The 22,065-nt window shown below is 60.8% G+C and carries 19 protein-coding genes and 1 tRNA gene; 18 read left to right on the forward strand and 2 right to left on the reverse strand.

The window, feature by feature from the left end:
- Positions 1 to 130: 130 nt before the first annotated feature.
- Complete coding sequence (gene ilvD / locus Q8O29_RS08890; RefSeq protein ID WP_305561925.1) at positions 131 to 1,840, reverse strand: dihydroxy-acid dehydratase; 1,710 nt, start codon at positions 1,838 to 1,840, stop codon at positions 131 to 133.
- A gap of 101 nt (positions 1,841 to 1,941) precedes the next feature.
- Between ilvD and Q8O29_RS08895 the strand changes: the two genes are divergently transcribed.
- The 7 genes from Q8O29_RS08895 to Q8O29_RS08925 all read left to right on the forward strand — a co-directional run bounded on the left by Q8O29_RS08895 (position 1,942) and on the right by Q8O29_RS08925 (position 10,170).
- Positions 1,942 to 2,856: a LysR family transcriptional regulator gene (locus tag Q8O29_RS08895; RefSeq protein WP_305561926.1), complete on the forward strand. Its 915-nt coding sequence runs from the start codon at positions 1,942 to 1,944 to the stop codon at positions 2,854 to 2,856.
- A gap of 37 nt (positions 2,857 to 2,893) precedes the next feature.
- Positions 2,894 to 3,700, forward strand: coding sequence for a prolipoprotein diacylglyceryl transferase (gene lgt / locus Q8O29_RS08900; protein WP_305561928.1), 807 nt, complete (start codon positions 2,894 to 2,896; stop codon positions 3,698 to 3,700).
- Positions 3,701 to 4,146: 446 nt separating this feature from the next.
- A complete protein-coding gene (locus Q8O29_RS08905; RefSeq protein WP_305561930.1) occupies positions 4,147 to 4,815 on the forward strand; it encodes a GntR family transcriptional regulator in 669 nt (222 codons plus the stop codon).
- Positions 4,816 to 5,110: 295 nt separating this feature from the next.
- A complete protein-coding gene (locus Q8O29_RS08910) occupies positions 5,111 to 6,583 on the forward strand; it encodes a malonyl-CoA decarboxylase (RefSeq protein ID WP_305561932.1) in 1,473 nt (490 codons plus the stop codon).
- Between the two features lie 49 nt (positions 6,584 to 6,632).
- Complete coding sequence (locus Q8O29_RS08915; protein ID WP_305561934.1) at positions 6,633 to 7,631, forward strand: tripartite tricarboxylate transporter substrate binding protein; 999 nt, start codon at positions 6,633 to 6,635, stop codon at positions 7,629 to 7,631.
- A gap of 196 nt (positions 7,632 to 7,827) precedes the next feature.
- Entirely contained in the window at positions 7,828 to 8,604 is a 777-nt protein-coding gene (locus tag Q8O29_RS08920; protein ID WP_305561936.1) for an enoyl-CoA hydratase/isomerase family protein, read from the forward strand.
- Positions 8,605 to 8,649: 45 nt separating this feature from the next.
- On the forward strand, positions 8,650 to 10,170 hold the full coding sequence (locus Q8O29_RS08925) for a malonyl-CoA synthase (RefSeq protein ID WP_305561938.1): 1,521 nt from the start codon (positions 8,650 to 8,652) through the stop codon (positions 10,168 to 10,170).
- On the opposite strand, the gene Q8O29_RS08930 is transcribed toward Q8O29_RS08925, so the two are convergent.
- Positions 10,156 to 11,100: a DMT family transporter gene (locus Q8O29_RS08930; protein WP_305561939.1), complete on the reverse strand. Its 945-nt coding sequence runs from the start codon at positions 11,098 to 11,100 to the stop codon at positions 10,156 to 10,158. The genes Q8O29_RS08925 and Q8O29_RS08930 overlap by 15 nt on opposite strands.
- Before the next feature lie 91 nt (positions 11,101 to 11,191).
- On the opposite strand from Q8O29_RS08930, the gene Q8O29_RS08935 reads away from it, so the two are divergent.
- The 11 genes from Q8O29_RS08935 to Q8O29_RS08985 all read left to right on the forward strand — a co-directional run bounded on the left by Q8O29_RS08935 (position 11,192) and on the right by Q8O29_RS08985 (position 22,048).
- Positions 11,192 to 11,602 carry a gamma-glutamylcyclotransferase gene (locus Q8O29_RS08935; RefSeq protein WP_305561941.1) on the forward strand — a complete coding sequence of 137 codons (411 nt, stop codon included), beginning with the start codon at positions 11,192 to 11,194 and terminating at the stop codon, positions 11,600 to 11,602.
- 361 nt (positions 11,603 to 11,963) lie between these two features.
- Positions 11,964 to 13,283 (forward strand): isocitrate lyase, encoded by a 1,320-nt coding sequence (aceA, locus tag Q8O29_RS08940; protein ID WP_305561943.1) that lies wholly within the window; start codon positions 11,964 to 11,966, stop codon positions 13,281 to 13,283.
- A 355-nt stretch (positions 13,284 to 13,638) separates the two neighbouring features.
- A complete protein-coding gene (gene thrS, locus Q8O29_RS08945; RefSeq protein ID WP_305561945.1) occupies positions 13,639 to 15,546 on the forward strand; it encodes a threonine--tRNA ligase in 1,908 nt (635 codons plus the stop codon).
- 87 nt (positions 15,547 to 15,633) lie between these two features.
- A complete protein-coding gene (gene infC, locus Q8O29_RS08950) occupies positions 15,634 to 16,251 on the forward strand; it encodes a translation initiation factor IF-3 (protein WP_305562024.1) in 618 nt (205 codons plus the stop codon).
- Between the two features lie 234 nt (positions 16,252 to 16,485).
- A complete protein-coding gene (rpmI, locus tag Q8O29_RS08955; RefSeq protein WP_188708569.1) occupies positions 16,486 to 16,689 on the forward strand; it encodes a 50S ribosomal protein L35 in 204 nt (67 codons plus the stop codon).
- Positions 16,690 to 16,713: 24 nt separating this feature from the next.
- Complete coding sequence (rplT, locus tag Q8O29_RS08960) at positions 16,714 to 17,073, forward strand: 50S ribosomal protein L20 (protein WP_188708570.1); 360 nt, start codon at positions 16,714 to 16,716, stop codon at positions 17,071 to 17,073.
- Positions 17,074 to 17,264: 191 nt separating this feature from the next.
- Positions 17,265 to 18,317 (forward strand): phenylalanine--tRNA ligase subunit alpha, encoded by a 1,053-nt coding sequence (gene pheS / locus Q8O29_RS08965; RefSeq protein WP_305561950.1) that lies wholly within the window; start codon positions 17,265 to 17,267, stop codon positions 18,315 to 18,317.
- 134 nt (positions 18,318 to 18,451) lie between these two features.
- Entirely contained in the window at positions 18,452 to 20,878 is a 2,427-nt protein-coding gene (gene pheT, locus Q8O29_RS08970; RefSeq protein WP_305561952.1) for a phenylalanine--tRNA ligase subunit beta, read from the forward strand.
- Positions 20,879 to 20,916: 38 nt separating this feature from the next.
- Complete coding sequence (locus Q8O29_RS08975; protein WP_305561955.1) at positions 20,917 to 21,270, forward strand: integration host factor subunit alpha; 354 nt, start codon at positions 20,917 to 20,919, stop codon at positions 21,268 to 21,270.
- 170 nt (positions 21,271 to 21,440) lie between these two features.
- On the forward strand, positions 21,441 to 21,932 hold the full coding sequence (locus Q8O29_RS08980) for a MerR family transcriptional regulator (protein ID WP_305561957.1): 492 nt from the start codon (positions 21,441 to 21,443) through the stop codon (positions 21,930 to 21,932).
- 39 nt (positions 21,933 to 21,971) lie between these two features.
- Positions 21,972 to 22,048: transfer RNA gene (locus tag Q8O29_RS08985), tRNA-Pro, on the forward strand.
- The last annotated feature ends 17 nt before the right edge of the window (positions 22,049 to 22,065 follow it).

Raw genomic sequence — 22,065 nt, forward strand, 5'->3', positions numbered from 1 at the left:
CGCCTGCGGGCCGGCAAAGCCGGACCCGCAGCCCCTGCTTGAATAAGAGCCGCTCGCTACACTCCGGCAAGAAAAAAGCCCCCGCAGATGTTCTGCAGGGGCTTTTTTGATGGCGAGCGCGTTGCCGGGATTAGTAGTCGTCGAGCACTGCGCCCTTGCTGGCGCTGGAGGCGTTGAAGGCGAACTTGGCCTGTACGCCGCGCATGTAGCGCGGCAGCGGCGCTTTCCAGCCGACCTTGCGTTGGGCCAGTTCGGCATCGGCTATGTTCAGTTGCAGCAGCAGTTGTTTCGCGTCGATGGTGATCGAATCGCCTTCCTTGATGAAGGCGATGTTGCCGCCGGCTGCGGCTTCGGGAGCTACGTGGCCGACCACCATGCCCCAGGTGCCGCCAGAAAAGCGGCCATCGGTGATCAGGCCGACGCTTTCGCCCAGGCCAGCACCGATCAGCGCACCGGTGGGTGCCAGCATCTCGGGCATGCCGGGGCCGCCCTTGGGGCCGAGGTAACGCAGCACCATCACATCACCCGCGACAATCTTGCCGGCCAGGATGGCCTTGAGCGCCGACTGCTCGTCGTCAAACACGCGCGCTGGTCCCGTCATTACCGGGTTTTTCAAGCCGGTGATTTTGGCGACACAGCCTTCCGGCGACAGATTGCCTTTGAGAATCGCCAGATGGCCTTGTGCGTACATCGGCTTGTCAATCGGACGGATCACGTCCTGGTCGGCACGCGGTGCATCCGGCACATCCTTGAGCACCTCGGCAATGGTCTGCCCGCTGATGGTCAGGCAGTCGCCGTGCAGCAGGCCGGCCGCCAGCAGTGTCTTCATGACCTGCGGGATGCCGCCAGCCTTGTGCAGGTCCACCGCCAGGTATTTGCCGCTGGGTTTGAGGTCGCACAGCACCGGCGTCTTGACACGCACACGCTCGAAGTCGTCAATCGTCCAGTCCACCTCGGCCGCATGGGCGATGGCCAGGAAGTGCAGCACCGCGTTGGTCGAGCCGCCGGTGGCCATGATGACGGCCACCGCGTTTTCAATGGCCTTCTTGGTCACGATGTCGCGCGGCTTGATGTTCTTTTTGATGGCCTCGACCAGCACCTTCGCCGACTCCTTCGCCGAGTTGGCCTTTTCGTCGTGCGGATTCGCCATGGTGGACGAGTAGGGCAGGGAAATACCCAGTGCTTCGAACGAGGAGGACATGGTGTTGGCGGTGTACATGCCGCCGCAGCTACCGGTGCCGGGAACCGCGCGGCGCTCGATCTGCAGCAGGTCCTCGTCGCTCATGCGGCCAGCGGCGTGTTCACCCACGGCCTCGAACACACTCACGATGTTCAGGTCCTGGCCCTTGTAGCGGCCGGGCAGAATGGTGCCGCCATAAACATAGATGGCAGGCACATTGGCGCGCAGCATGCCCATCAGGCCGCCCGGCATGTTTTTGTCGCAGCCGCCTATGACCAGCACGCCGTCCATCCACTGGCCCTGCACGCAGGTCTCGATGCAGTCGGAGATCACTTCGCGGCTGACCAGCGAATACTTCATGCCTTCGGTGCCCATGGCCATACCATCGGAAATAGTGGGGGTGCCGAAAACCTGCGCCTTGCCGCCGGCTTCCTCAATGCCGGCAATCGCTGCGTCCGCGAGTTTTTGCAGACCGCTGTTGCAGGGGGTGATGGTGCTGTGCCCGTTGGCCACGCCGACCATGGGTTTCTTGAAGTCGCCGGCCTCGTAGCCCATGGCGTAGTACATCGAGCGGTTCGGCGCGCGCGCGGTGCCTTCGGTGATATTTTTACTGCGGCGGTTGATCGCGTCGCCGTCACCGTCTTTGTCCTGCTGGTTCATGGGGGTCTCTTCTTTGTAGTGGGGAGTCGAAGGGCAAAGTATGCCCCGCCTTGTTTTGCGCTTCCAATATATTCTTGAGCTTCTATTAATATGTAGCGCATATGGGTAACCCGAGTATTGAACTGCGACTCTGGCGCCAGTTTGCCGCTGTGGCCGAAGACCTGCACTTCGGCCGCGCCGCAGCGCGCCTGCACATGACGCAGCCGCCGTTGACCCAGGCGATTGCGCACCTGGAAACGCTGCTGGGCGTGCGCCTGTTCGAGCGCACCAAACGCAGCGTGCAGATGACAGCAGCAGGCGAGGCACTGCTGCCGCTGGTGCTGGACCTGCTGGCGCGGGCGCAGGCGCTGCCCGAGCAGGCCAGGGCTGCCGACGCCGGTGAGCTCGGGCGGCTGCGGCTGGCTTTTGTATCGACCGCCGGGTTTTCGCTGCTGCCCGAATGGGTGCGGGTTTTTCGCGAGCGCAACCCCTTGGTCCAGCTTGAGCTGCTGGAGGCGACCGGCGACATGCAACTGCAGGCCTTCGAGCGCCACGACATCGATGCCGGCGTGGTCCTGCATTCGCCGGGCTTTGCGCCGCCCGGCCTGCACAGCCGTCTTGTAGCGCGGGAACCGCTGGTACTTGCAATGAGTGAGCACCATCCGCTTGCAGCGCGGCCGGCGCTCGCGCTCGATCAGGTGCTGGTGCATCCGCTGGTAATTTTTCCGCGCCGCATCCTGCCTTCGCTGTACGACGCGATCTTCGGCATGTACCACGCCGCTGCGCAGTCGCCGCAGGTGGCGCAGGAAGCGATCCAGATGCAGACCATCGTCAACCTGGTGTCGGCCGGCCTGGGCGTGGCCTGGGTTCCCGATAGCGTGCGACAGTTCCAGCGGCCCGGTGTGGTTTACCGCAGCGTGGCGGGCAAGAAGGGTCGCCAAGTGCCGGTGTGTGAAACCAGCCTGGTCTGGCCCGAGGGGGAGGCCCCTGCCTGTGTGACGCGTTTCATTGACTGCGCGCCAGTATTGCCACGCTGAAGGCGGCCCGACTGTGGCCGCTGGCACAATAAGCCTCATGCTGATTCACCCCACCATCGACCCCGTTGCCCTTCAGTTGGGTCCGCTGGCCATTCACTGGTACGGCCTGACCTACCTTGCCGCCTTCGGCCTGTTCCTGTTTCTGGGCCTGCGCCGCCTGCGCCACGAGCCCTATGCGTCGATGACCGGGCTTGCCGCCTGGAGCCGCAAGGACATCGAGGACATCCTGTTCCTGGGCGTGATTGGCGTGGTGCTGGGCGGGCGTATTGGTTATTGCCTGTTTTACAAGCCCGGCTACTACCTGGCCAACCCGCTGGAGATTTTGTACGTCTGGCAGGGTGGCATGAGTTTCCACGGCGGCATGCTGGGCGTGCTGGTCTCGCAGATCTGGTTTGCGCGCACGCGGCAAAAACCCTGGCTGCAGGTGATGGACTTCATCGCGCCCTGCGTGCCGACGGGGCTGGCGGCCGGGCGTGTCGGCAACTTTATCAACGGTGAGTTGTGGGGTCGCCTGAGCAGCCCCGACTTGCCCTGGGGCATGGTGTTCAAGAACAGTGGCACGCTGGCGCCGCGCCACCCCTCGCAGGTCTACCAGTTTTTGCTGGAGGGCCTGTTGCTGTTCGTGCTGCTCTGGCTGTACGCGCGCAAGCCGCGCAAAACCGGACAGGTGTCGGCGGCCTTTTTGGTCGGTTACGGCGTGTTCCGTTTCATCGCCGAATTTTTCCGCGAGCCGGATGACTTCCTCGGCGTGCTGGCGTTGGGCATGAGCATGGGGCAGTGGTTGTGTCTGCCCATGATCGCGGCCGGTGTCTGGCTCTGGTTATGGGCCGAAAAACGGCCTTAGCCCATGCCAAATATGCCTAGGAGCCTGGGCGGCAGAAGGAACGTCGGCTGCAAAGCGGCCGCGACGGTCCTATTTTTCACCGGCTTTTTGCCCCATAGCTACGGCTATGGCGCTGCAAACCCGGCAAAAACTGTCCTCGCCGGGGCCACTTTTCGCTTCGACGCCTTCTGCCGCCCAGGCTCCTAGTTTGCTATCGATAACATAGCGAATTTGCTGCCGGAGTGGAAGCAATCTGCGGCAGCAAACCCCGGCCTCCGGGTTTTTACCTGTGGTTTGGTGCACCAGCCCCGTTGCCATAACCCCCTGAATTTTTAATAATTACATGTAATTATAGGAAATTATAAGAATTCAAATGATTCAACGACAAGGCTTTACAAGCGAGGACTGCCGGCGCAGCCTCTGCCCGTCGAATCATGGGCGGCATTTCGCCAGGACGGATTGACAGCATGCGCCTCGTTCAGAACTCACTGCACCAGGAAGTCGCCGCCACCTTGCGCGAGCAGATTTTTGCCGGCCTGTATGCACCCGGCAGTTTTCTCGATGAACTGGTGCTGTGCGAGCGGCTGCAGATCTCGCGCACGCCCCTGCGCGAAGCGCTCAAGGTGCTGACCGCCGAGGGCCTGCTGCGCCACGAGCCGCGGCGCGGCTGCTTCATCAGCGAGGTGACGGAAAAAGACCTGGACGACATTTTTCCGGTGATTGCGCTGCTCGAAGGGCGCTGCGCTTATGAGGCAGCACGCAATGCAAGCGACGCCGATCTGGCCACGCTGGTCACGTTGCACGAGCGCCTGAACAGCCACGCCCATGCCGGCCGCATCAACGACTACTACGACACCAATTTCGCGATCCACGAAGCCATCATCACGCTGGCCGACAACCGCTGGCTGGCCATGGCGATCTCCGATCTGCGCAAGATCCTCAAGCTGGCCCGCTCGCAACAACTGCACGCGCCCGGTCGTCTCGCGCAAAGCCTGTCCGAACACATGGCGGTGTTTGCCGCACTGAAAGCCAGAGACAGCGCAGGCGCCGAAGCCGCCATGCGCACCCACCTGACCCGCCAGCGAGAAGCCCTCAGAGACCTCGCAAGGAATCAGAGATCGAGGGTGCTGGCATGACCTACCTGACGAGGGGCCCCGGCGGAACGCCGGGGATCGGCAGTAAAGGTCATGCCAGCAAGGAGTCGACACCTTTTCGCTCGCAAATCGTTAGCGCAACGGGAGGCGACAGCATGACCTACCTGACGAGGGGCCCCGGCGGAACGCCGGGGATCGGCAGTAAAGGTCATGCCAGCAAGGAGCCGACACCTTTTCGCTCGCAAATCGTTGACCCCTCGGGAGGCGACGGCATGAGCGCTCTCGTGACAACTACGTCAATAGTTCCCGACTTTCAAATGCTTCCACAGGCCACGCCATGAACACGCCCGACTGGATCACCCGCAGCGTGGCCATCCTGCGTAGCCCCGAAAAACCGGAGCCAAAGAAGGCACCAGCCCCTGCGGAGCGGGCGCAGGCTGCTACAAAATCAGGAGCAGGTGCGGCCGCCCTGCGCAGTACCCGCGAACGGCTCAACGCCACCTTGCGCCACAAAGAGGAGGCGCTGTCTCCGCGCGTACTGCGCCGCACACTGGAAGAACTCAAAGCCATCGTCGACCCGCAGGTCAGCGAGGTCGAGGGCGGGCGCCGCGCCATGGGCGTCGCCGGCTGGTACGCCAACGCCTCGCTGGATGAGCGGCGCGACATGTGGCTGCTGATGAGCGAGCAGTTTGTCGCTGATGCCGCCAAGGTCAAACTGGCGCAGACGCAGTTTGCCGCCGCAGTCGGCACGCCGGATGAGGCTGTGGCCGAGGTGCGTTACCGCCGCGCCACGGTGTCGCCGCGCCGGCGTCTGTTGCAGCGTTTCAGCGCCTTCCCGGAAGGGTTCCGTTTTCTGGTGAACCTGCGCGCCGACCTGCTTCCACACCTCAAGGCCGACAAGCGCCTGCAGGCGCTGGATGTCGAGATGGAATACATGTTCTCGACCTGGTTTGACGTGGGTTTTCTGGACCTGCGTCGCATCAGCTGGGACTCGCCAGCGTCGCTGATCGAAAAACTCATCAAGTACGAGGCCGTGCACGATATCAAAAGTTGGGCCGATGTGAAAAACCGGCTCGATAGCGACCGCCGCTGTTACGGCTTTTTTCATCCGCGCATGCCTGACGAGCCGCTGATTTTTGTGGAAGTGGCCTTGATGGACGACATGGCCGACAACATCATGCCGCTGCTCGACGAGTCGGCAGCGCCGGCCGATCTGAAAAAGGCCACGACCGCGATTTTTTATTCAATCAGCAATACGCAGACCGGCCTGCGCGGCGTGAGTTTCGGCGACTCGCTGATCAAGCGCGTGGTCGAAACCCTGCATGAAGAGTTTCCGCGCCTAAAGAATTTTGCGACCCTGTCGCCGATCCCCGGTTTTCGGTCCTGGCTCGGCAAGAATGCGGCCACCTTGCTTGCGCAACTTGACGAAAAAGAATTCACGCTGCTGGGGCGTGCCGTCGGCTTCGAGCCACCGACCGCGCAACATTTTCTGACCGCTGCAGACAACGCGCTGGCCCTGAACGAGAAGTCGGCGGTGCGCCGCGTGCTGCTGCATGGCGCCGCGCAGTACCTGGGGCGCGAGCTCGACGACGGCAAGCCGCTGGATCCGGTCGCGCGTTTTCATCTGGGCAACGGCGCGCGCGTGGAACGCATCAACTGGGGTGGTGATCCCTCGCCCAAGGGCCTGAAACAGTCGTGCGGCCTGATGGTCAATTACCTCTACGACCTCAAGCGGCTGGACAAGCACCGCGCGCTGCTCGCGCAGGGGAAAATCCCCGTATCGGGCGCCATCGAAGATTTGTATATTTGATCTTTGTTTTTGAACCGTTTTTATTGATTCACAACGACAGGAGACATGCATGACAGCGAGTTTTGACATCAAGGCATCCCGACGGGATGTGCTGCGCGCCGCTGCGGCGGGCGCCGCTGCATTTTCAATGGGCAGCTACGCGCAATCGACCTGGCCGGTCAAACCAGTCACCTTGATCGTGCCTTTCCCGGCAGGCGGCGGCACGGATGCGTTTGCGCGTCCGATGTCGGCACAGTTTGCGCGCCTGACGGGCAAGCAAATGGTCATCGACAATCGCGGCGGTGCGGGCGGCACGCTCGGTGCCAGCATGGCAGCCAAGGCCGCGCCCGATGGCTACACGCTGTTCATGGGTGCGGTGCACCACACCATTGCCCCCAGCATGTACCCCAAGCTGGATTACGACATCGAGAAAGACCTGGTGCCGCTGATTCTGGTGGCCAGCGTGCCGCAGGTGGTGGTGGTCAACCCGCAAAAAATGCCGGTCGCCAACTTCAGGGAGTTTCTGGACAACGCCCGCAAGAACCCGGGCAAGCTCAATTACGGCTCCGCCGGTGCCGGCACCTCGCACCATCTTGCTGGCGAGTTGTTCAAGCAGCAGACCAAAACCTTCATCACCCACATTCCCTACCGCGGCGCCGGCCCGGCCCTCCAAGGCCTGATCGCCGGTGATGTCGAGATGATGTTTGACGGTCTTGGTTCCTCGGCGGCCCACATTGCCGGTGGCCGTATCAAGGCGCTGATGGTGTCCGGCAATAAGCGCAACCCGGCGATTCCCGACGTGCCGAGCGCCGCCGAGATGGGCCTGCCCGACTACAACGTGACCACTTGGTACGGCGTGTGGGGACCCAAAGGCATGCCGGCTGACGCCCAGGCGCGCGCGATCGAAGAAATCCGCAAGGCCTGCACCACCGACGAAGCCAAGGCGGTCTGGGCGCGTCAGGGTGCGGAGTTTGCCGGCTTGAGCGGCCCGCAGTTTGGCAGCTTCATCAACGCCGAGGTCAAGAAGTGGGCGCAGGTGGTCAAGGCTTCCGGCGCCAAGCTCGATTGAAGAATGGCCCCCACGCTTTTCACTTCGTGTAATGCGCTGCCCCCCGAGGGGGCTGTGCTTGCTTGGGACGGCCCTGCGCTGCGCACCCGGCCCCCACGCTTTTCAGTTCGTGTAGTTCACCGCCCGCTGAGGGGGCTGTTCCACCTTGGGGCGGCCCGGCGGTGGAACTGGTTTTTGTCTCTGTCGGCAGGAGTGCATGAGGGGACAGGTTCGGCTGGCCATCGCGGGCAGCATCGCGCGCGTCACCCTGTCCCATCCCGGCAAGCTCAACGCCATGTCGCGTGTGATGTGGCGTGAGCTTCGCGAGGTGTTTGAGTGCATCCAGCAGGACGCTGCCTTGCGCTGCGTGGTGCTGGCGGGAGAGGGCGGCAACTTCTGCGCCGGCGGCGACATTTCGGAGTACGCCGATTTTCGTTTTGAGGAAGCAAGCCTGCGCCACTTTCATGATGAGCTGGTTTGGGGCGGCCTGCAGGCCGTGCTGGACTGCGATGTCCCCATCGTGGCGCAGATCGAGGGCGCCTGTTTGGGGGCGGGCCTGGAGATCGCGAGTTGCTGCGACCTGCGGCTGGCCGGTGCCTCGGCCAGGTTCGGCGCGCCGATAGCGAAGCTGGGCTTTCCGATGGCGCCGCGCGAGATGGCGCTGGTGATGTGCGCGGCTGGTGAGTTGAGCGCGCGCGAGATGCTGCTGGCTGCGGCGGTGCTGGACGCAGCCACGGCGACGCAGCGGGGCTTTCTCAACCGCGTGTTGTCAGACCATGAGGTGGTGACCGAGGCCGTAGCGACGGCTGAGCGTATGTGTCGCCTCGCGCCGCAGGCTGCACGCTTAAATAAACAGTCTTTTTGGGCTCTGGCCCATATCCAGCTTGCCCAAGCAGCTACTGATTTAATAGCAGATGCATACCGTTACGCGGCTTCCACTGAACACCGTGAAGGTGTGATGGCCTTTGTCGAAAAACGCCTACCGCAATTCTGAGACCTTGCCTGTCCTTTTTTTTTTCGATTTCCAGATGAACCAGCTATGAAAAATAACAACCTGTTCGCTGCCATGCGCGCGGCCTTTCCCGAGGATCTCGACGCGATTGCGGTCGAGACCGACAACGGCCTCTATTACTCATGGCGCGACCTGGAGCGCGGCACGGCCATGCTGGCCAACTTGCTGAAGTCGCTGCAGTTGCCTGAAGGCGCGCGCATCGCGGTGCAGGTTGAAAAATCGGTCGAGGCCATGATGCTGTATCTGGCCACCCTGCGCGCCGGCTATGTGTTTTTGCCGCTCAATACCGCCTACCAAAGCGCCGAGATGGCGTACTTCATCGCCAACGCTGAACCCTCGGTGGTGGTGTGTGGCCGCAAAAATTTTGGCTGGGTCAGCAAGATCGCGTTCCAGCAGGGCACCTACAACGTCTTCAGCCTGGATGACAACCGCATCGGCTCGCTGCTGGACCGCGCCGCGCAATGCAGCGACAGGCACGAGGTGGTGCCGCGCAAGGCCGACGACCTGGCGGCGATTTTGTACACCAGCGGCACCACCGGACGCAGCAAGGGCGCCATGCTGTCGCACCGCAACCTGGCTGACAACGCGCAGGTGCTCAAGGACTACTGGGGCTGGAAGACGGGCGACGTGCTGCTCCATGCGCTGCCGATTTTTCATGTGCACGGCCTGTTCGTCGCCATCCACGGCGCGCTGATCAACGGCAGCAAAATGATCTGGCTGTCGAAGTTTGATCCGAAGCTCGTGGTCGAGAAGCTGCCAGAGGCCACGGTGTTCATGGGCGTGCCCACGCTGTACGTGCGCCTGCTGGCCGAGCCGGGGCTCACGCGTGAGGCCTGCCGCACTATGCGCCTGTTCGTCGCCGGGTCGGCGCCGCTGCTGATCGAAACCTTCAGGGCCTGGCAGGAGCGCACCGGCCACACGATTCTCGAGCGTTACGGCATGAGTGAGACCGCCATGCTGACCTCCAACCCCTATGAGGGCGAGCGCCGTGGCGGCACCGTCGGTTTTGCGCTGCCGGGCGTGAGCCTGCGGGTGCAGGGCGATGGTGGCCAGACCCTGCCGGCCGGCGAGGTCGGCGGCATCGAGGTCAAGGGCCCCAACGTGTTCCAGGGCTACTGGCGCATGCCGGAAAAGACCAAGGAAGAGTTCACCGCCGATGGTTTCTTCAAGACCGGAGACGTCGGAAAAATCGACGAGCGCGGCTACATCCACATCGTCGGGCGCAGCAAGGACCTGATCATCAGCGGCGGCTACAACGTCTACCCGGCCGAGATCGAGGGCTACATCAACGACATGCCGGGCGTGGCCGAAAGTGCAGTGGTCGGCGTGCCGCACCCCGACTTTGGCGAGGTCGGCGTGGCCATCGTGATCGCCAAACCCGGCAGCACGCTCGACGGCGACGCCATCATCGCCGCGCTGAAATCGGGCCTGGCCAACTTCAAGATTCCCAAGCGCTGTTTTGTGGTGACCGAACTGCCGCGCAACACCATGGGCAAGGTGCAGAAGAATTTGCTGCGCGAGCAGCACAAGGCGCTATTTGCAGGCTGAAGGAGGGGCTTGATTTTTCGCGCGTTCCGGCAGTGTGGCCAGCATCACGCCGGCCAGCGCCAGCGCAAAAGCCGCCAGTTGCGCCGCGCCCATGGGCTCACCGAGCACGAACACACCGACCAGCGCGGCGCTGATGGGCAGCATCACAGTGAAGACACCTGCCCGGCTGGCCGGCACACCCTTCAGGCCGGTCATCCACAACCACACCGTCCAGACACTGGCAGCGAGCGCATAAAACACCAGCAGCAGCCAGCTTGTCGGCGCCACTGCCGCAAAGTCAAAACCCCAGGCCAGCCACAGGCCCATGGGGGTGACCAGCACAAAGCCCCAGAGATTGATCAAGGCCGTGATGCGTTTGGCGCCCAGCGCACCAGTGAGCTTTTTGCCGATCACCGCATAGGCCGCTTCACAAAATACCGCGCCCAGCAGCAGCAAATTGCCCAGCCAGGCGGTTTTTGAAGCCAAATCAGCCTCCAGCCCATACGGAACGGGCGCAAGCAGCTCTGTTTTTGATAGCGAAACGAGTGCGATGCCGAGCACCGCGCAGGCCACCGCCAGCCACACACGCGGGCTGATACGCTCGCGCAGGAACAGCCAGCTCAGCACCGCCACCACCGCAGGAATCGCCGCCATGATGACGCCGGCGGCCACCGCGCTGGACAGGCTGACGCCATACAACATGCAGATCGAAAACAGGAAGTTGCCGAGAAAGGATTCCAGGAACACCAGTTGCCGCGTCTGGCGCGTCATCGGCGCTTCGCCGGCGGGTTTTTTCAGCCAGTGCAGCATGGCCGCGCCGCCGATGCCGAAACGCAGCCAGGCCAGCAGGAAGACCGGGAAGATCGCCACCAGCGGTTTGGACAGCGCCACGTAGCTGCCGACCAGCGACATGCTGAGCGCAAGGCAGGCGTAGGCCAGAATGCGGTTCATTAAAACGGGGGTTCTTTCTAGAGGTGATGCGGCGCTGCTGCCGGGGCTGCAACAATGAGCGGAAATCATGCCTTAATTCCGGACCTGAACGATGACTGCTCCCGCCACCCGGCACGTTTTTGTCTACGGTACCTTGCGCTGCGGGGAGGTGCGCGACATCACGCGCCTGTGCCCGGCGCGGCAGTTCATCGGCATGGGCAGCGTGGCCGGCGTGCTCTACGACCTCGGCCCGTATCCCGGCCTGCGGCTGGGTGGCGCGGGCAGGGTGACCGGCGAGGTCTATGCCATCCCTGCTGAACTGGAGCGTCTGCTCGACGAGATCGAGGAAATCTGGCCACAGCAGACCGGCGAGTACAGCAAGCGCGAGGTGACGGTGCAGATGGACGGCGTGCCGGCCGCTGCCGGGCCGGTTTGCCTGGTCTACGAAATCAATGCTTCACTTCTGGCCGGCTGCCCGGTCATCACCAGTGGCGATTGGCGCCTCCACAGGCTGGCCTCCTGAGTTTCAGGCGCCCGGCCGTGTGTTCGGCGGGCGATTTCCGCAGAACACCTTCATGCTTGGCGACCAGCACGGCGGGAAGCGGGGCATATTTCATGATCCGGGAAAATAATTCCATATCGTGAGATGCAAAAATGTTGCAGTGCGCCAAAATTTCTCAATGCAAGAAAATAACTTCCGTATTGCAAAATTTTCTTCAAAGACTGTTGATTTCATTGGGAAAGTTTTTTGTCTTATATAAGACATAAGAGCTTCACAAAGTCTTGTAGAAGACTTAAAGTGGAGTCCAGAACAAACAACACGGCCTTCAAACAAGTGCAGCGCGGTTTGTCCCCTTTTTCCTTTCAACCTCTGGAGTGACCCCATGCCACAGACCCTCACCGAACAACTGAGCCGCGAACAACAAATTGCCGCCCTCGAAAAAGACTGGACGACCAACCCCCGCTGGAAGGGCATCAAGCGCGGCTACAGCGCCGCCGACGTCGTGCGCCTGCGTGGCTCCTTCCCGATTGAGCACACGCTGGCGCGCCGCGGTGCAGAAAAACTGTGGAACATCCTGCACAGCGAGCCCTACGTCAACTGCCTGGGTGCGCTGACAGGCGGCCAGGCCATGCAACAGGTCAAGGCTGGCGTCAAGGCCATCTACCTGTCGGGCTGGCAAGTCGCCGCCGACAACAACACTTACTCCAACATGTACCCCGACCAGTCGCTGTACCCGGTGGACTCGGTGCCCAAGGTTGTCGAAACCATCAACAACACCTTCCGCCGTGCCGACGAAATCCAGCACTCCAAAGGCATCGACGCTGGCGACAAGGGTTACATCGACTACTTCGCGCCTATCGTGGCCGATGCTGAAGCCGGTTTCGGCGGCGTGCTCAATGCTTTTGAACTGATGAAAGCCATGATCAAGTCGGGCGCCGGTGGCGTGCACTGGGAAGACCAATTGGCTTCGGTCAAGAAATGCGGTCACATGGGCGGCAAGGTGCTGCTCCCAACCCGCGAGTCCTGCCAGAAACTGATCGCTGCCCGCATGGCTGCCGACGTTTGCGGCGTGCCCACACTTGTTATCGCCCGTACCGACGCTGAAGCCGCCGACCTGCTGACCTCCGACTATGACGAGATCGACAAGCCTTTCCTGACTGGCGAGCGCACGGCCGAAGGTTTTTACAAGACCCGCAAAGGCCTGGACCAAGCCGTGTCACGCGCCAATGCCTATGCACATTACGCCGACCTGGTGTGGTGCGAGACCGGCACGCCCGATCTGGATTTTGCCAAGCAGTTTGCCGATGCCGTGCACAAGGTGCACCCCGGCAAGATGCTGGCCTACAACTGCTCGCCATCGTTCAACTGGAAGAAAAACCTGGACGACGCGACCATCGCCAAGTTCCAGCGCGAGCTCGGCGCCATGGGTTACAAGTACCAGTTCATCACGCTCGCCGGTATTCACTCCATGTGGTACAACATGTATGACCTGTCGCAAGACTACGTCAAGCGCGGCATGACGGCCTACATCGAGAAGGTGCAGGAGCCCGAATTCGCAGCCCGTGACCGCGGCTACACCTTTGTGTCGCACCAGCAGGAAGTCGGCACCGGTTACTTCGACGAAGTCACCACCGCCATCCAGGGCGGCAAGTCCAGCGTGACCGCGCTGACCGGCTCGACTGAAGAAGAGCAGTTCCACTGAGCTGACATGCTCTCATCGCGGTCGCCTGCGGGCGGTCGTGGCCCGGCCCACGCTACACGCGTCGGCCGGGCTTTTTTCTGGCGCTTGCGATTGGCGGACACGGTCCCCCTGCCAGGAATCCAAAGCTGCCGTAAAATAGGGCCATGCAATCAATCAAGCTGGAAACAGGAAGGATAGTTCGGGTTATGACACCGCGAACTACGACCACGCCTCCGGTTTGGAGTCATCCAGGGCGCTTGCCGCATCCCCCGATGATTAGTAGCTACTGAATAGATAGCAAACCTCCATTCCTCAGCATCTCAAAGCGCGGCATTCACCGCGCTTTTTTATTTCCGAATCTCTGAGTCCCACCACCATGATCAAAATTACGCTGCCAGACGCTTCGATCCGTGAATTTCCTGAACCGGTGACGGTGGCCGAAGTGGCCGCGTCAATCGGCGCCGGCCTGGCCAAGGCGGCCTTGGGCGGCAAGGTGGCAGGCAAGGTCGTGGACACCAGCTACCTGATCACCGCCGACAGCCCGCTGGCCATCATCACGGCCAAGGACCCTGAAGGCCTGGACGTGATCCGCCATTCGACCGCCCACCTGCTGGCCTATGCGGTCAAGGAGCTGTTTCCCGATGCGCAGGTCACCATCGGCCCGGTGATCGAGAACGGATTTTTCTACGACTTCTCTTACAAGCGGCCGTTCACGCCGGACGACCTGGTCGCCATTGAAAAAAAGATGAGTGAACTCGCGTCCAAGGACGAGCCGGTGACACGCCGTGTGTTGCCGCGCGACGAGGCCGTGGCCCACTTCAAGGAAATTGGCGAGCACTACAAGGCCGAGATCATCGCCAGCATTCCGGCCAACGAAGATGTGTCTCTGTACCGTGAAGGCAAGTTCGAGGACCTGTGCCGTGGCCCGCATGTGCCCAGCACCGGCAAGCTCAAATTCTTCAAGCTCATGAAGCTGGCCGGCGCCTACTGGCGTGGCGACCACAACAACGAGATGTTGCAGCGTGTCTACGGTACCGCCTGGGCCACAAAAGACGAACTGCAGCAGTACCTGACCATGCTGGAAGAGGCTGAAAAGCGCGACCACCGCAAGCTGGGCCGCGAGCTGGACCTGTTTCACATCGACGAGCACGCGCCCGGCCTGGTGTTCTGGCATCCCAAAGGCTGGACGGTGTGGCAGGGCGTCGAGCAGTACATGCGCAAGGTCTACCAGGACAACGGTTACCAGGAGGTCAAGGGGCCGCAGATCATCGACAAGACGCTGTGGGAAAAAACCGGCCACTGGGACAAGTACCGCGACAACATGTTCACGACCGAGAGCGAAAAGCGCGAGTACGCGCTCAAGCCGATGAACTGCCCGGGCCACATCCTGATTTTCAAGCAGGGCATCAAGAGTTACCGCGACCTGCCGCTGCGTTATGGCGAGTTCGGCCAGTGCCACCGCAACGAGCCTTCGGGCGGCCTGCACGGCATCATGCGCGTGCGCGGCTTCACGCAGGACGACGGCCACATCTTCTGCACGGAAGAACAAATCCTCAAGGAATGTGTGGACTACACGACCCTGCTGCAGAAGGTCTACACCGATTTTGGCTTCAAGAACATCATCTACAAGGTGGCGACGCGGCCGGAGGCTCGCATCGGCTCCGACGAAAGCTGGGACAAGGCCGAACACGCGCTGATGGAAAGCCTGCGGGCGTCGGGCTGCGAATTCGAGATTTCTCCCGGCGATGGCGCGTTTTACGGCCCCAAGATCGAGTACACGCTGAAGGACGCGATCGGCCGGCAGTGGCAGTGCGGCACCATGCAGGTGGATTTTTCGATGCCGGAGCGGCTGGACGCCGAATATGTGGGGGAAGACGGTGCCCGCCACCGCCCGGTGATGCTGCACCGCGCCATCGTCGGCAGCCTGGAGCGATTCATTGGGATTTTGATCGAGGAGCATGCCGGAGCGCTGCCAACCTGGCTGGCGCCGGTGCAGGTTTCGGTGCTCAATATCACCGATGCCCAGGCTGAATACTGTCGCGAAATAGCTAAAACGCTTCAAAATCAAGGGCTTAGGGTCAATGTCGACCTGCGCAACGAGAAAATTACGTATAAAATACGGGAGCACTCAATGCAAAAGCTGCCTTACATCCTGGTCGTCGGCGACAAGGAGAAGGAAGCTGGCGCGGTTGCCGTGCGCGCACGGGGTAACAAAGACCTTGGCGTCATGTCACTCGAAGCCTTCGTCCAGACGATTGCCTCTGACATTACCCAAAAAGCCTGATTGTTGACTTGTTTGTGAGTCAAATCAGCTATTCGTCCTTGCTGGACGGGCGCAGGCCGCTATAGCTTTTATAGCAATGTTTACAGGATTAAAACCATCGCTACTGAATTTCGTGACCGCCGTCACCGTGAAGAACGCAAGCACCGCTTGAACCGTGAAATCATGGCCCCTGAGGTACGCCTGACAGGGCCCGACAATGAGCCTTTGGGCGTTGTCAGCATCATGGAAGCCTTGCGCCTGGCAGGTGAGGCGGACGTTGATCTTGTTGAAATCTCCCCCACAGCGGTTCCGCCAGTGTGCCGGTTGATGGATTACGGCAAGTTCAAATACGCCGAGCAGAAAAAAGCGGCCGAAGCGAAGTCCAAGCAGAAGGTCATCGAGGTCAAGGAAATCAAGTTCCGGCCCGGTACCGACGATGGTGACTACAACATCAAGTTGCGCAACATCAAGCGCTTCTTGGAAGAGGGCGATAAATGCAAGATCACCTTGCGTTTTCGCGGTCGCGAGATCACGCATCAGGAATTGGGCCTGGCCCTGCTGGCGCGTATCCGCGACGAGTTGGCTGATTTGATTGTGGTGGAGCAGTTTCCCAAGCTCGAAGGCCGGCAGATGGTCATGATGATCGCGCCGGGCAAGAAGAAGGTGGCTGCCAAGCCCGCAGCGGTGCCCGCGGAAGCGGCACCGGTTGCATCGACAAACGCCTGAGGGCGTTGTCGCGGAAAAGGATTTGAGCCTGCAGGTGTGGTTACCGGCAGGTTCTTGAGGGGGATGCGAAAGCATGTCCCGCGAAGGCAGGTCACACTGCTTTCCAAACGTGGTGATGTGAAAATCGCCACGACAAGTGGAAGAGTTAAAAACTCGCCACACAAGTGGCTCGGGGCCATCAAGTCTGCGTAAGGTTCGCAGCGCCTCACGAGCACAAATGAAAAGGAGCATTTAATGCCCAAAATGAAGACCAAAAGCGGCGCCAAAAAGCGTTTCCGCGTTCGTCCTGGTGGCACCGTCAAGCGCGGCCAAGCCTTCAAACGTCACATCCTGACCAAGAAGACCACCAAAAACAAACGTCACTTGCGTGGTTCAGTTGCTGTTCATGAGACCAATATGGGTCACATGGCACAGATGCTGCCCGGCATGGGCATTTAATAACGACGAACAAGGAGTACTCACATGCCTCGCGTCAAACGTGGTGTAACGGCTCGCGCCCGCCACAAAAAAGTTCTCGCCCTTGCAAAAGGTTTCCGCGGCCGCCGCGGCAATGTCTTCAGGATCGCCAAAGAAGCGGTGATGAAGGCCGGGCAATATGCCTACCGTGACCGCCGCACCAAAAAGCGCGTGTTCCGCCGTCTCTGGATTGCGCGTATCAACGCCGCAAGCCGTTCGTTCGGCATGACCTACAGCCAGTTTGCCAATGGCCTGAAGAAAGCCGGTATCGAGATCGACCGCAAGGTTCTGTCCGACATGGCGATCCATGACAGTGCCGCTTTTGGTGCCATCGTGGACCAGGTCAGGGCCAAGCTTGCTGCTTGATTTTTTGAGGGCTAGCCAGCTATTGAATTGATAGCTGCTAGCGCACAAAAGACGAGGGCTGGAGCTTGAAAAGGCTCTGGCCCTTTTTTTCGATTGAACAAGGAGGTCAAAGAGATCAAAGAACAATTCGAGGTGAATTTTTTCAGCCTCCTTTATCTCTTTGATCTCCTTGTTAAATAGGTTTTTGCACCATGACCGATTTAGATTCCATTGTTGAAGACGCTGGTGCCGCTTTTTCTGTAGCCATCACACCGGCCGATCTGGAAAATGCCAAGGCGCAGTTTCTGGGCAAGTCTGGCCGCATCACGGAGTTGATGAAGGGTCTGGCGGCCCTCCCGGTGGAAGAAAAAAAGTCCCGCGGCGCCGCCATCAACCAGGCCAAGCAAGGCGTTGAAGCCGCACTGACCGTGCGCCGTCAGGCACTTGCTGATGCCGAACTGCAGTTGCAGCTCAAGGCCGAGGCCCTCGATGTGAGCCTGCCCGGCCGCCAGCGGCCCCAAGGTGGCCTGCACCCGGTGTCGCTGACCCTGGAGCGCATTGAGGCCATCTTCGGCTCCATGGGTTTTGATGTCGCGCAAGGCCCGGAGATCGAAACCGACTGGTTCAACTTCACCGCGCTGAACACGCCCGAGGACCATCCGGCGCGTTCCATGCACGACACCTTTTATGTCGAGGGCGGTACCGACACCGCTCCCAACCTGCTGCGTACCCACACGAGCCCGATGCAGATCCGCTATGCGGTGCAACATGTCAAGAAGCACCGCGCACTGATTGATGCCGGTGGTGCGATGCCGGAGATCCGGGTGATCGCGCCTGGCCGCACCTACCGCGTCGACAGCGATGCCACGCATTCGCCGATGTTCCACCAGTGCGAAGGCCTGTGGATAGGCGAAAACGTCAGCTTCAAGGACCTGAAGGTCGTCTTCACTGACTTCTGCCGGACGTTTTTCGAATCCGATGACCTGGTGTTGCGCTTTCGCCCCAGCTTTTTCCCGTTCACCGAGCCCAGCGCAGAGATTGATATCCAGTTCCAGGCCGGTCCACCGGCCGGCCGCTGGCTGGAAGTGGCCGGCTCCGGTCAGGTGCACCCGAACGTGGTCCGCAACATGGGCCTGGACCCGGAGAAGTACATCGGTTTTGCCTTCGGCATGGGGCCGGACCGGCTGACCATGCTGCGTTATGGCGTCAATGACCTGCGTCTGTTTTTTGACGGCGATATCCGCTTTTTATCGCAATTTCAATAAATTGGAATTGAAGAATTTGAACAAAGAGATCAAAGAGGAAAGGAGGAAAAACCAATGGAATCTTCCTCCTTCATCGCCTTCAACTCCTTGACCTCCTTGACCTCCTTGTGGCATTAAATGGTATTTGACTCATCATGCAATTTCCTGAATCCTGGCTGCGCGAATTCTGCAACCCGCCGTTGACCACGCAGCAGCTAGCCGACACCCTGACCATGGCCGGCCTGGAGGTCGAAGTACTCAAGCCGGTGGCGCCGTCGTTCACCAAAATCGTCGTCGGCGAGATCAGGGAGGCTGTACAGCACCCCGACGCTGACCGCCTGCGCGTCTGCCAAGTGGATGTGGGGCAAGGTGCCCTGCTCAACATCGTTTGCGGCGCGCCGAATGCGCGTGTCGGCATCAAGGTGCCCTGCGCGCTGGTCGGCGCGGAGTTGCCGCCCGGCGAAGACGGCAAACCCTTTCTGATCAAGGTCGGCAAGCTGCGTGGTGTGGAGAGCCAGGGCATGTTGTGTTCGGCCCGTGAGCTCAAGTTGTCCGAAGACCACGCAGGCCTGCTGGAACTCGCCGCAGATGCACCGATCGGCCAGAACATTCGTGAGCACCTGCATCTCGATGACACACTGTTCACGCTGAAACTCACGCCCAACCTGGCGCATTGCCTGAGCGTGTATGGCGTGGCCCGCGAAGTCGCCGCCCTGACAGGTGCGCCGCTGAAAGCCCCGACCTTCCCACCGGTAGCTGTGTCGGGTGCTGACAAACTTCCCGTCACCATCAGTGCGCCTGACCTCTGCGGCCGTTTTTCCGGCCGCATCGTACGCAAGGCCAACACCCAGGCGGCCACGCCCGCCTGGATGGTGGATCGTCTCGCGCGTTGCGGCCAGCGCAGCGTCACCGCGCTGGTGGATATTTCGAACTATGTGATGTTTGAGCTGGGTCGCCCCTCGCATATTTTCGACCTCGACAAGATTCACGGCGGCCTTGATGTGCGCTGGGGCAAACCCGGCGAATCGCTCAAGCTGCTCAACGGCAACACCGTGACGGTTGACGAAAAAGTCGGCGTGATCGCCGATGACCATCAGGTCGAATCGCTGGCCGGCATCATGGGCGGCGACGCCACGGCGGTGTCGGAGGCGACAGAAAACATTTATGTCGAGGCCGCCTTCTGGTGGCCCAAAGCGATTGCCGGGCGTTCACGCCGCTACAACTTCTCCACCGATGCCGGCCACCGCTTCGAACGCGGTGTCGATCCCGACCAGACGGTTGAGCACATCGAACGCATCACGCAACTGATTTTCGATATTTGCGGCACACCGGACACTGTCTGCGGCCCCATCGACGATGTGCGTGTCAGCATGCCGGAAGCCGCTCCCGTCACGCTTCGGGTTGCACGCGCCGTCAAGGTCATCGGCATGCCCCTGACACAGGCGCAGTGCGCCGACGCGCTGCTGCGCCTCGGGTTGCCTGTGACGGAAGGCGAGGGCACGCTGACGGTGACGCCGCCGAGTTACCGCTTCGACCTGCAGATCGAGGAAGACCTGATCGAGGAAGTGGTGCGTCTGGTCGGCTACCAGCAACTGCCGGCGACACCGCCGCTGGCGCCCATCACCGCGCGTATACGCCCGGAAGCGCAGCGCAGTGCATTTGCTGTGCGCCGCGCGCTGGCGGGCCTAGGCTACCAGGAAACCATCAACTTCAGCTTTGTCGAGGAGCGCTGGGAGCGTGAACTCGCCGGCAACGCCAATCCCATCAAGCTGCTGAACCCGATCGCCAGCCAAATGAGCGTGATGCGTTCGTCCCTGGTTGGCTCGCTGCTGCAGGTGCTGAAATTCAACCTGGACCGCAAGGCCGGCCGTGTCAATGTGTTTGAGTTGGGGCGCGTGTTTTTGCGCGACCCGGCCAGCCTGAACACCGACACCACGGTCGCGGGTTTTGACCAGCCGATGCGCGTGGCCGGCCTGGCTTACGGCCCACGTGAAGGATTGCAGTGGAGCCTGTCCGGCAAGGGCGTAGATTTTTTCGACGTCAAGGGTGATGTGCAGGCCTTGTTGTCGCCGTTGCCGGCGGTGTTCATGCCGGCCAGCCATCCCGCCATGCATCCCGGACGTTGCGCCAGTGTGGCGGTCAACGGCCAGGCCATCGGTTTTGTCGGCGAGCTGCACCCGCAGTGGCGCCAGGGCTATGAGCTGGCGCAGGCGCCGATTATTTTTGAACTCGACCTGGACGCCCTGTTGCAGCGGCCTGTGCCCGTGTTCCAGCCGGTCAGCAAGCTGCAGCCGGTCGAGCGTGACATCGCCGTGATTGTGTCCGAAGGGGTGACACACGCTGCCCTGATGGCGGGCATCCATGGCGCCGACACCCAGGGTTTGCTGAAGTCTGCCACCCTGTTTGATGTCTACAAACCGCAACAAGGCAATACCGCCATGCAACTCGGCGAAAAAAGCCTGGCGGTACGCTTGGTCCTCGGCAGCGACGACGCTACACTGACCGACGAACAAATCGAAGCTGTCACTCAGGCGGTGCTGGCCAGTCTCCAGGTTCGGTTGCAGGCGCGCTTGCGTGCCTGAGGTTTCCAACAACAACAGTTATCAGCGAGGAGTGCAGCGTGGAATTTTCCGTTGAAAGTCTTGAAAGCCCCGCGCTCACCAAAGCCCATCTGGCCGAATTGTTGTTTGAACAGATCGGACTGAACAAGCGCGAATCCAAGGACATGATCGACGCTTTTTTTGACCTGATTTCCGACAGCCTGGTCGAAGGCAATGACGTGAAAATTTCAGGCTTTGGCAATTTCCAGATTCGCACCAAAGCCCCGCGTCCGGGGCGCAATCCCCGCACCGGAGAGTCGATCCCCATTCAGGCGCGCCGCGTGGTGACTTTTCATGCCAGCCACAAGCTCAAAGAACACATCCAGGGTCAAACGGCCGGTGCCGTCGACCCGCTGCTTGTTCCGGGCAAATAGTTGCCAGAAGTCCGTTGGTGGCCACCCCTTGGCCCGGTTAGGGTTTGGATGTCGGTATGAACCCGGCATGGGACCTAAACAACACATCTGAAATATCTCTTTGTAACTATTTGCGCTAAGTTTGGACTTAGAGTAGATTTGTAGATTTACCGCTTAGCGCATTGATTTAATTGGAGAAAACTCTCCCCCCCATTCCCGCCAAACGTTACTTCACCATCGGTGAAGTCAGCGATTTGTGTGGTGTCAAACCTCATGTGCTCCGTTATTGGGAGCAAGAGTTCACGCAGCTACGCCCGATGAAAAGGCGCGGCAACCGTCGCTACTACCAGCACCATGAAGTGCTGATGATTCGCAGAATCCGGGATCTGCTCTACGACCAGGGTTTCACCATCAGTGGCGCGCGCAACAAGCTGCAGGAAATCGTTCAAATCGAACGCGACAAGCGCCGCAATGGTGAAGTGATGCTCGAAGGTGTCGATGTGATGGAAGGAGGCGACTCCATCCTGGATGACTTCGGCGACTCGGCGGATTTCGAAGACAGTGCGATGGACAGCGTCCTGGACATCGCCCATTTGCCCGACAGCAGTGCCGCGCTGCAGCGGCTGCAACTGGTACGCCGCGAATTGTTTGAAATTCGGGATCTGCTCAGCGCCACCTCCTGAAGTGGCCAGGGGAAGCGCGTTATAATTTCAGGCTTGAGACGGTGTGTGGCGCAGCCTGGTAGCGCACTTGCATGGGGTGCAAGGGGTCGAAGGTTCGAATCCTTTCACACCGACCAGATACACCAGTGAAAAA

The sequence above is a fragment of the Polaromonas sp. genome, assembly GCF_030689685.1.
Lineage (GTDB): Bacteria > Pseudomonadota > Gammaproteobacteria > Burkholderiales > Burkholderiaceae_C > Polaromonas.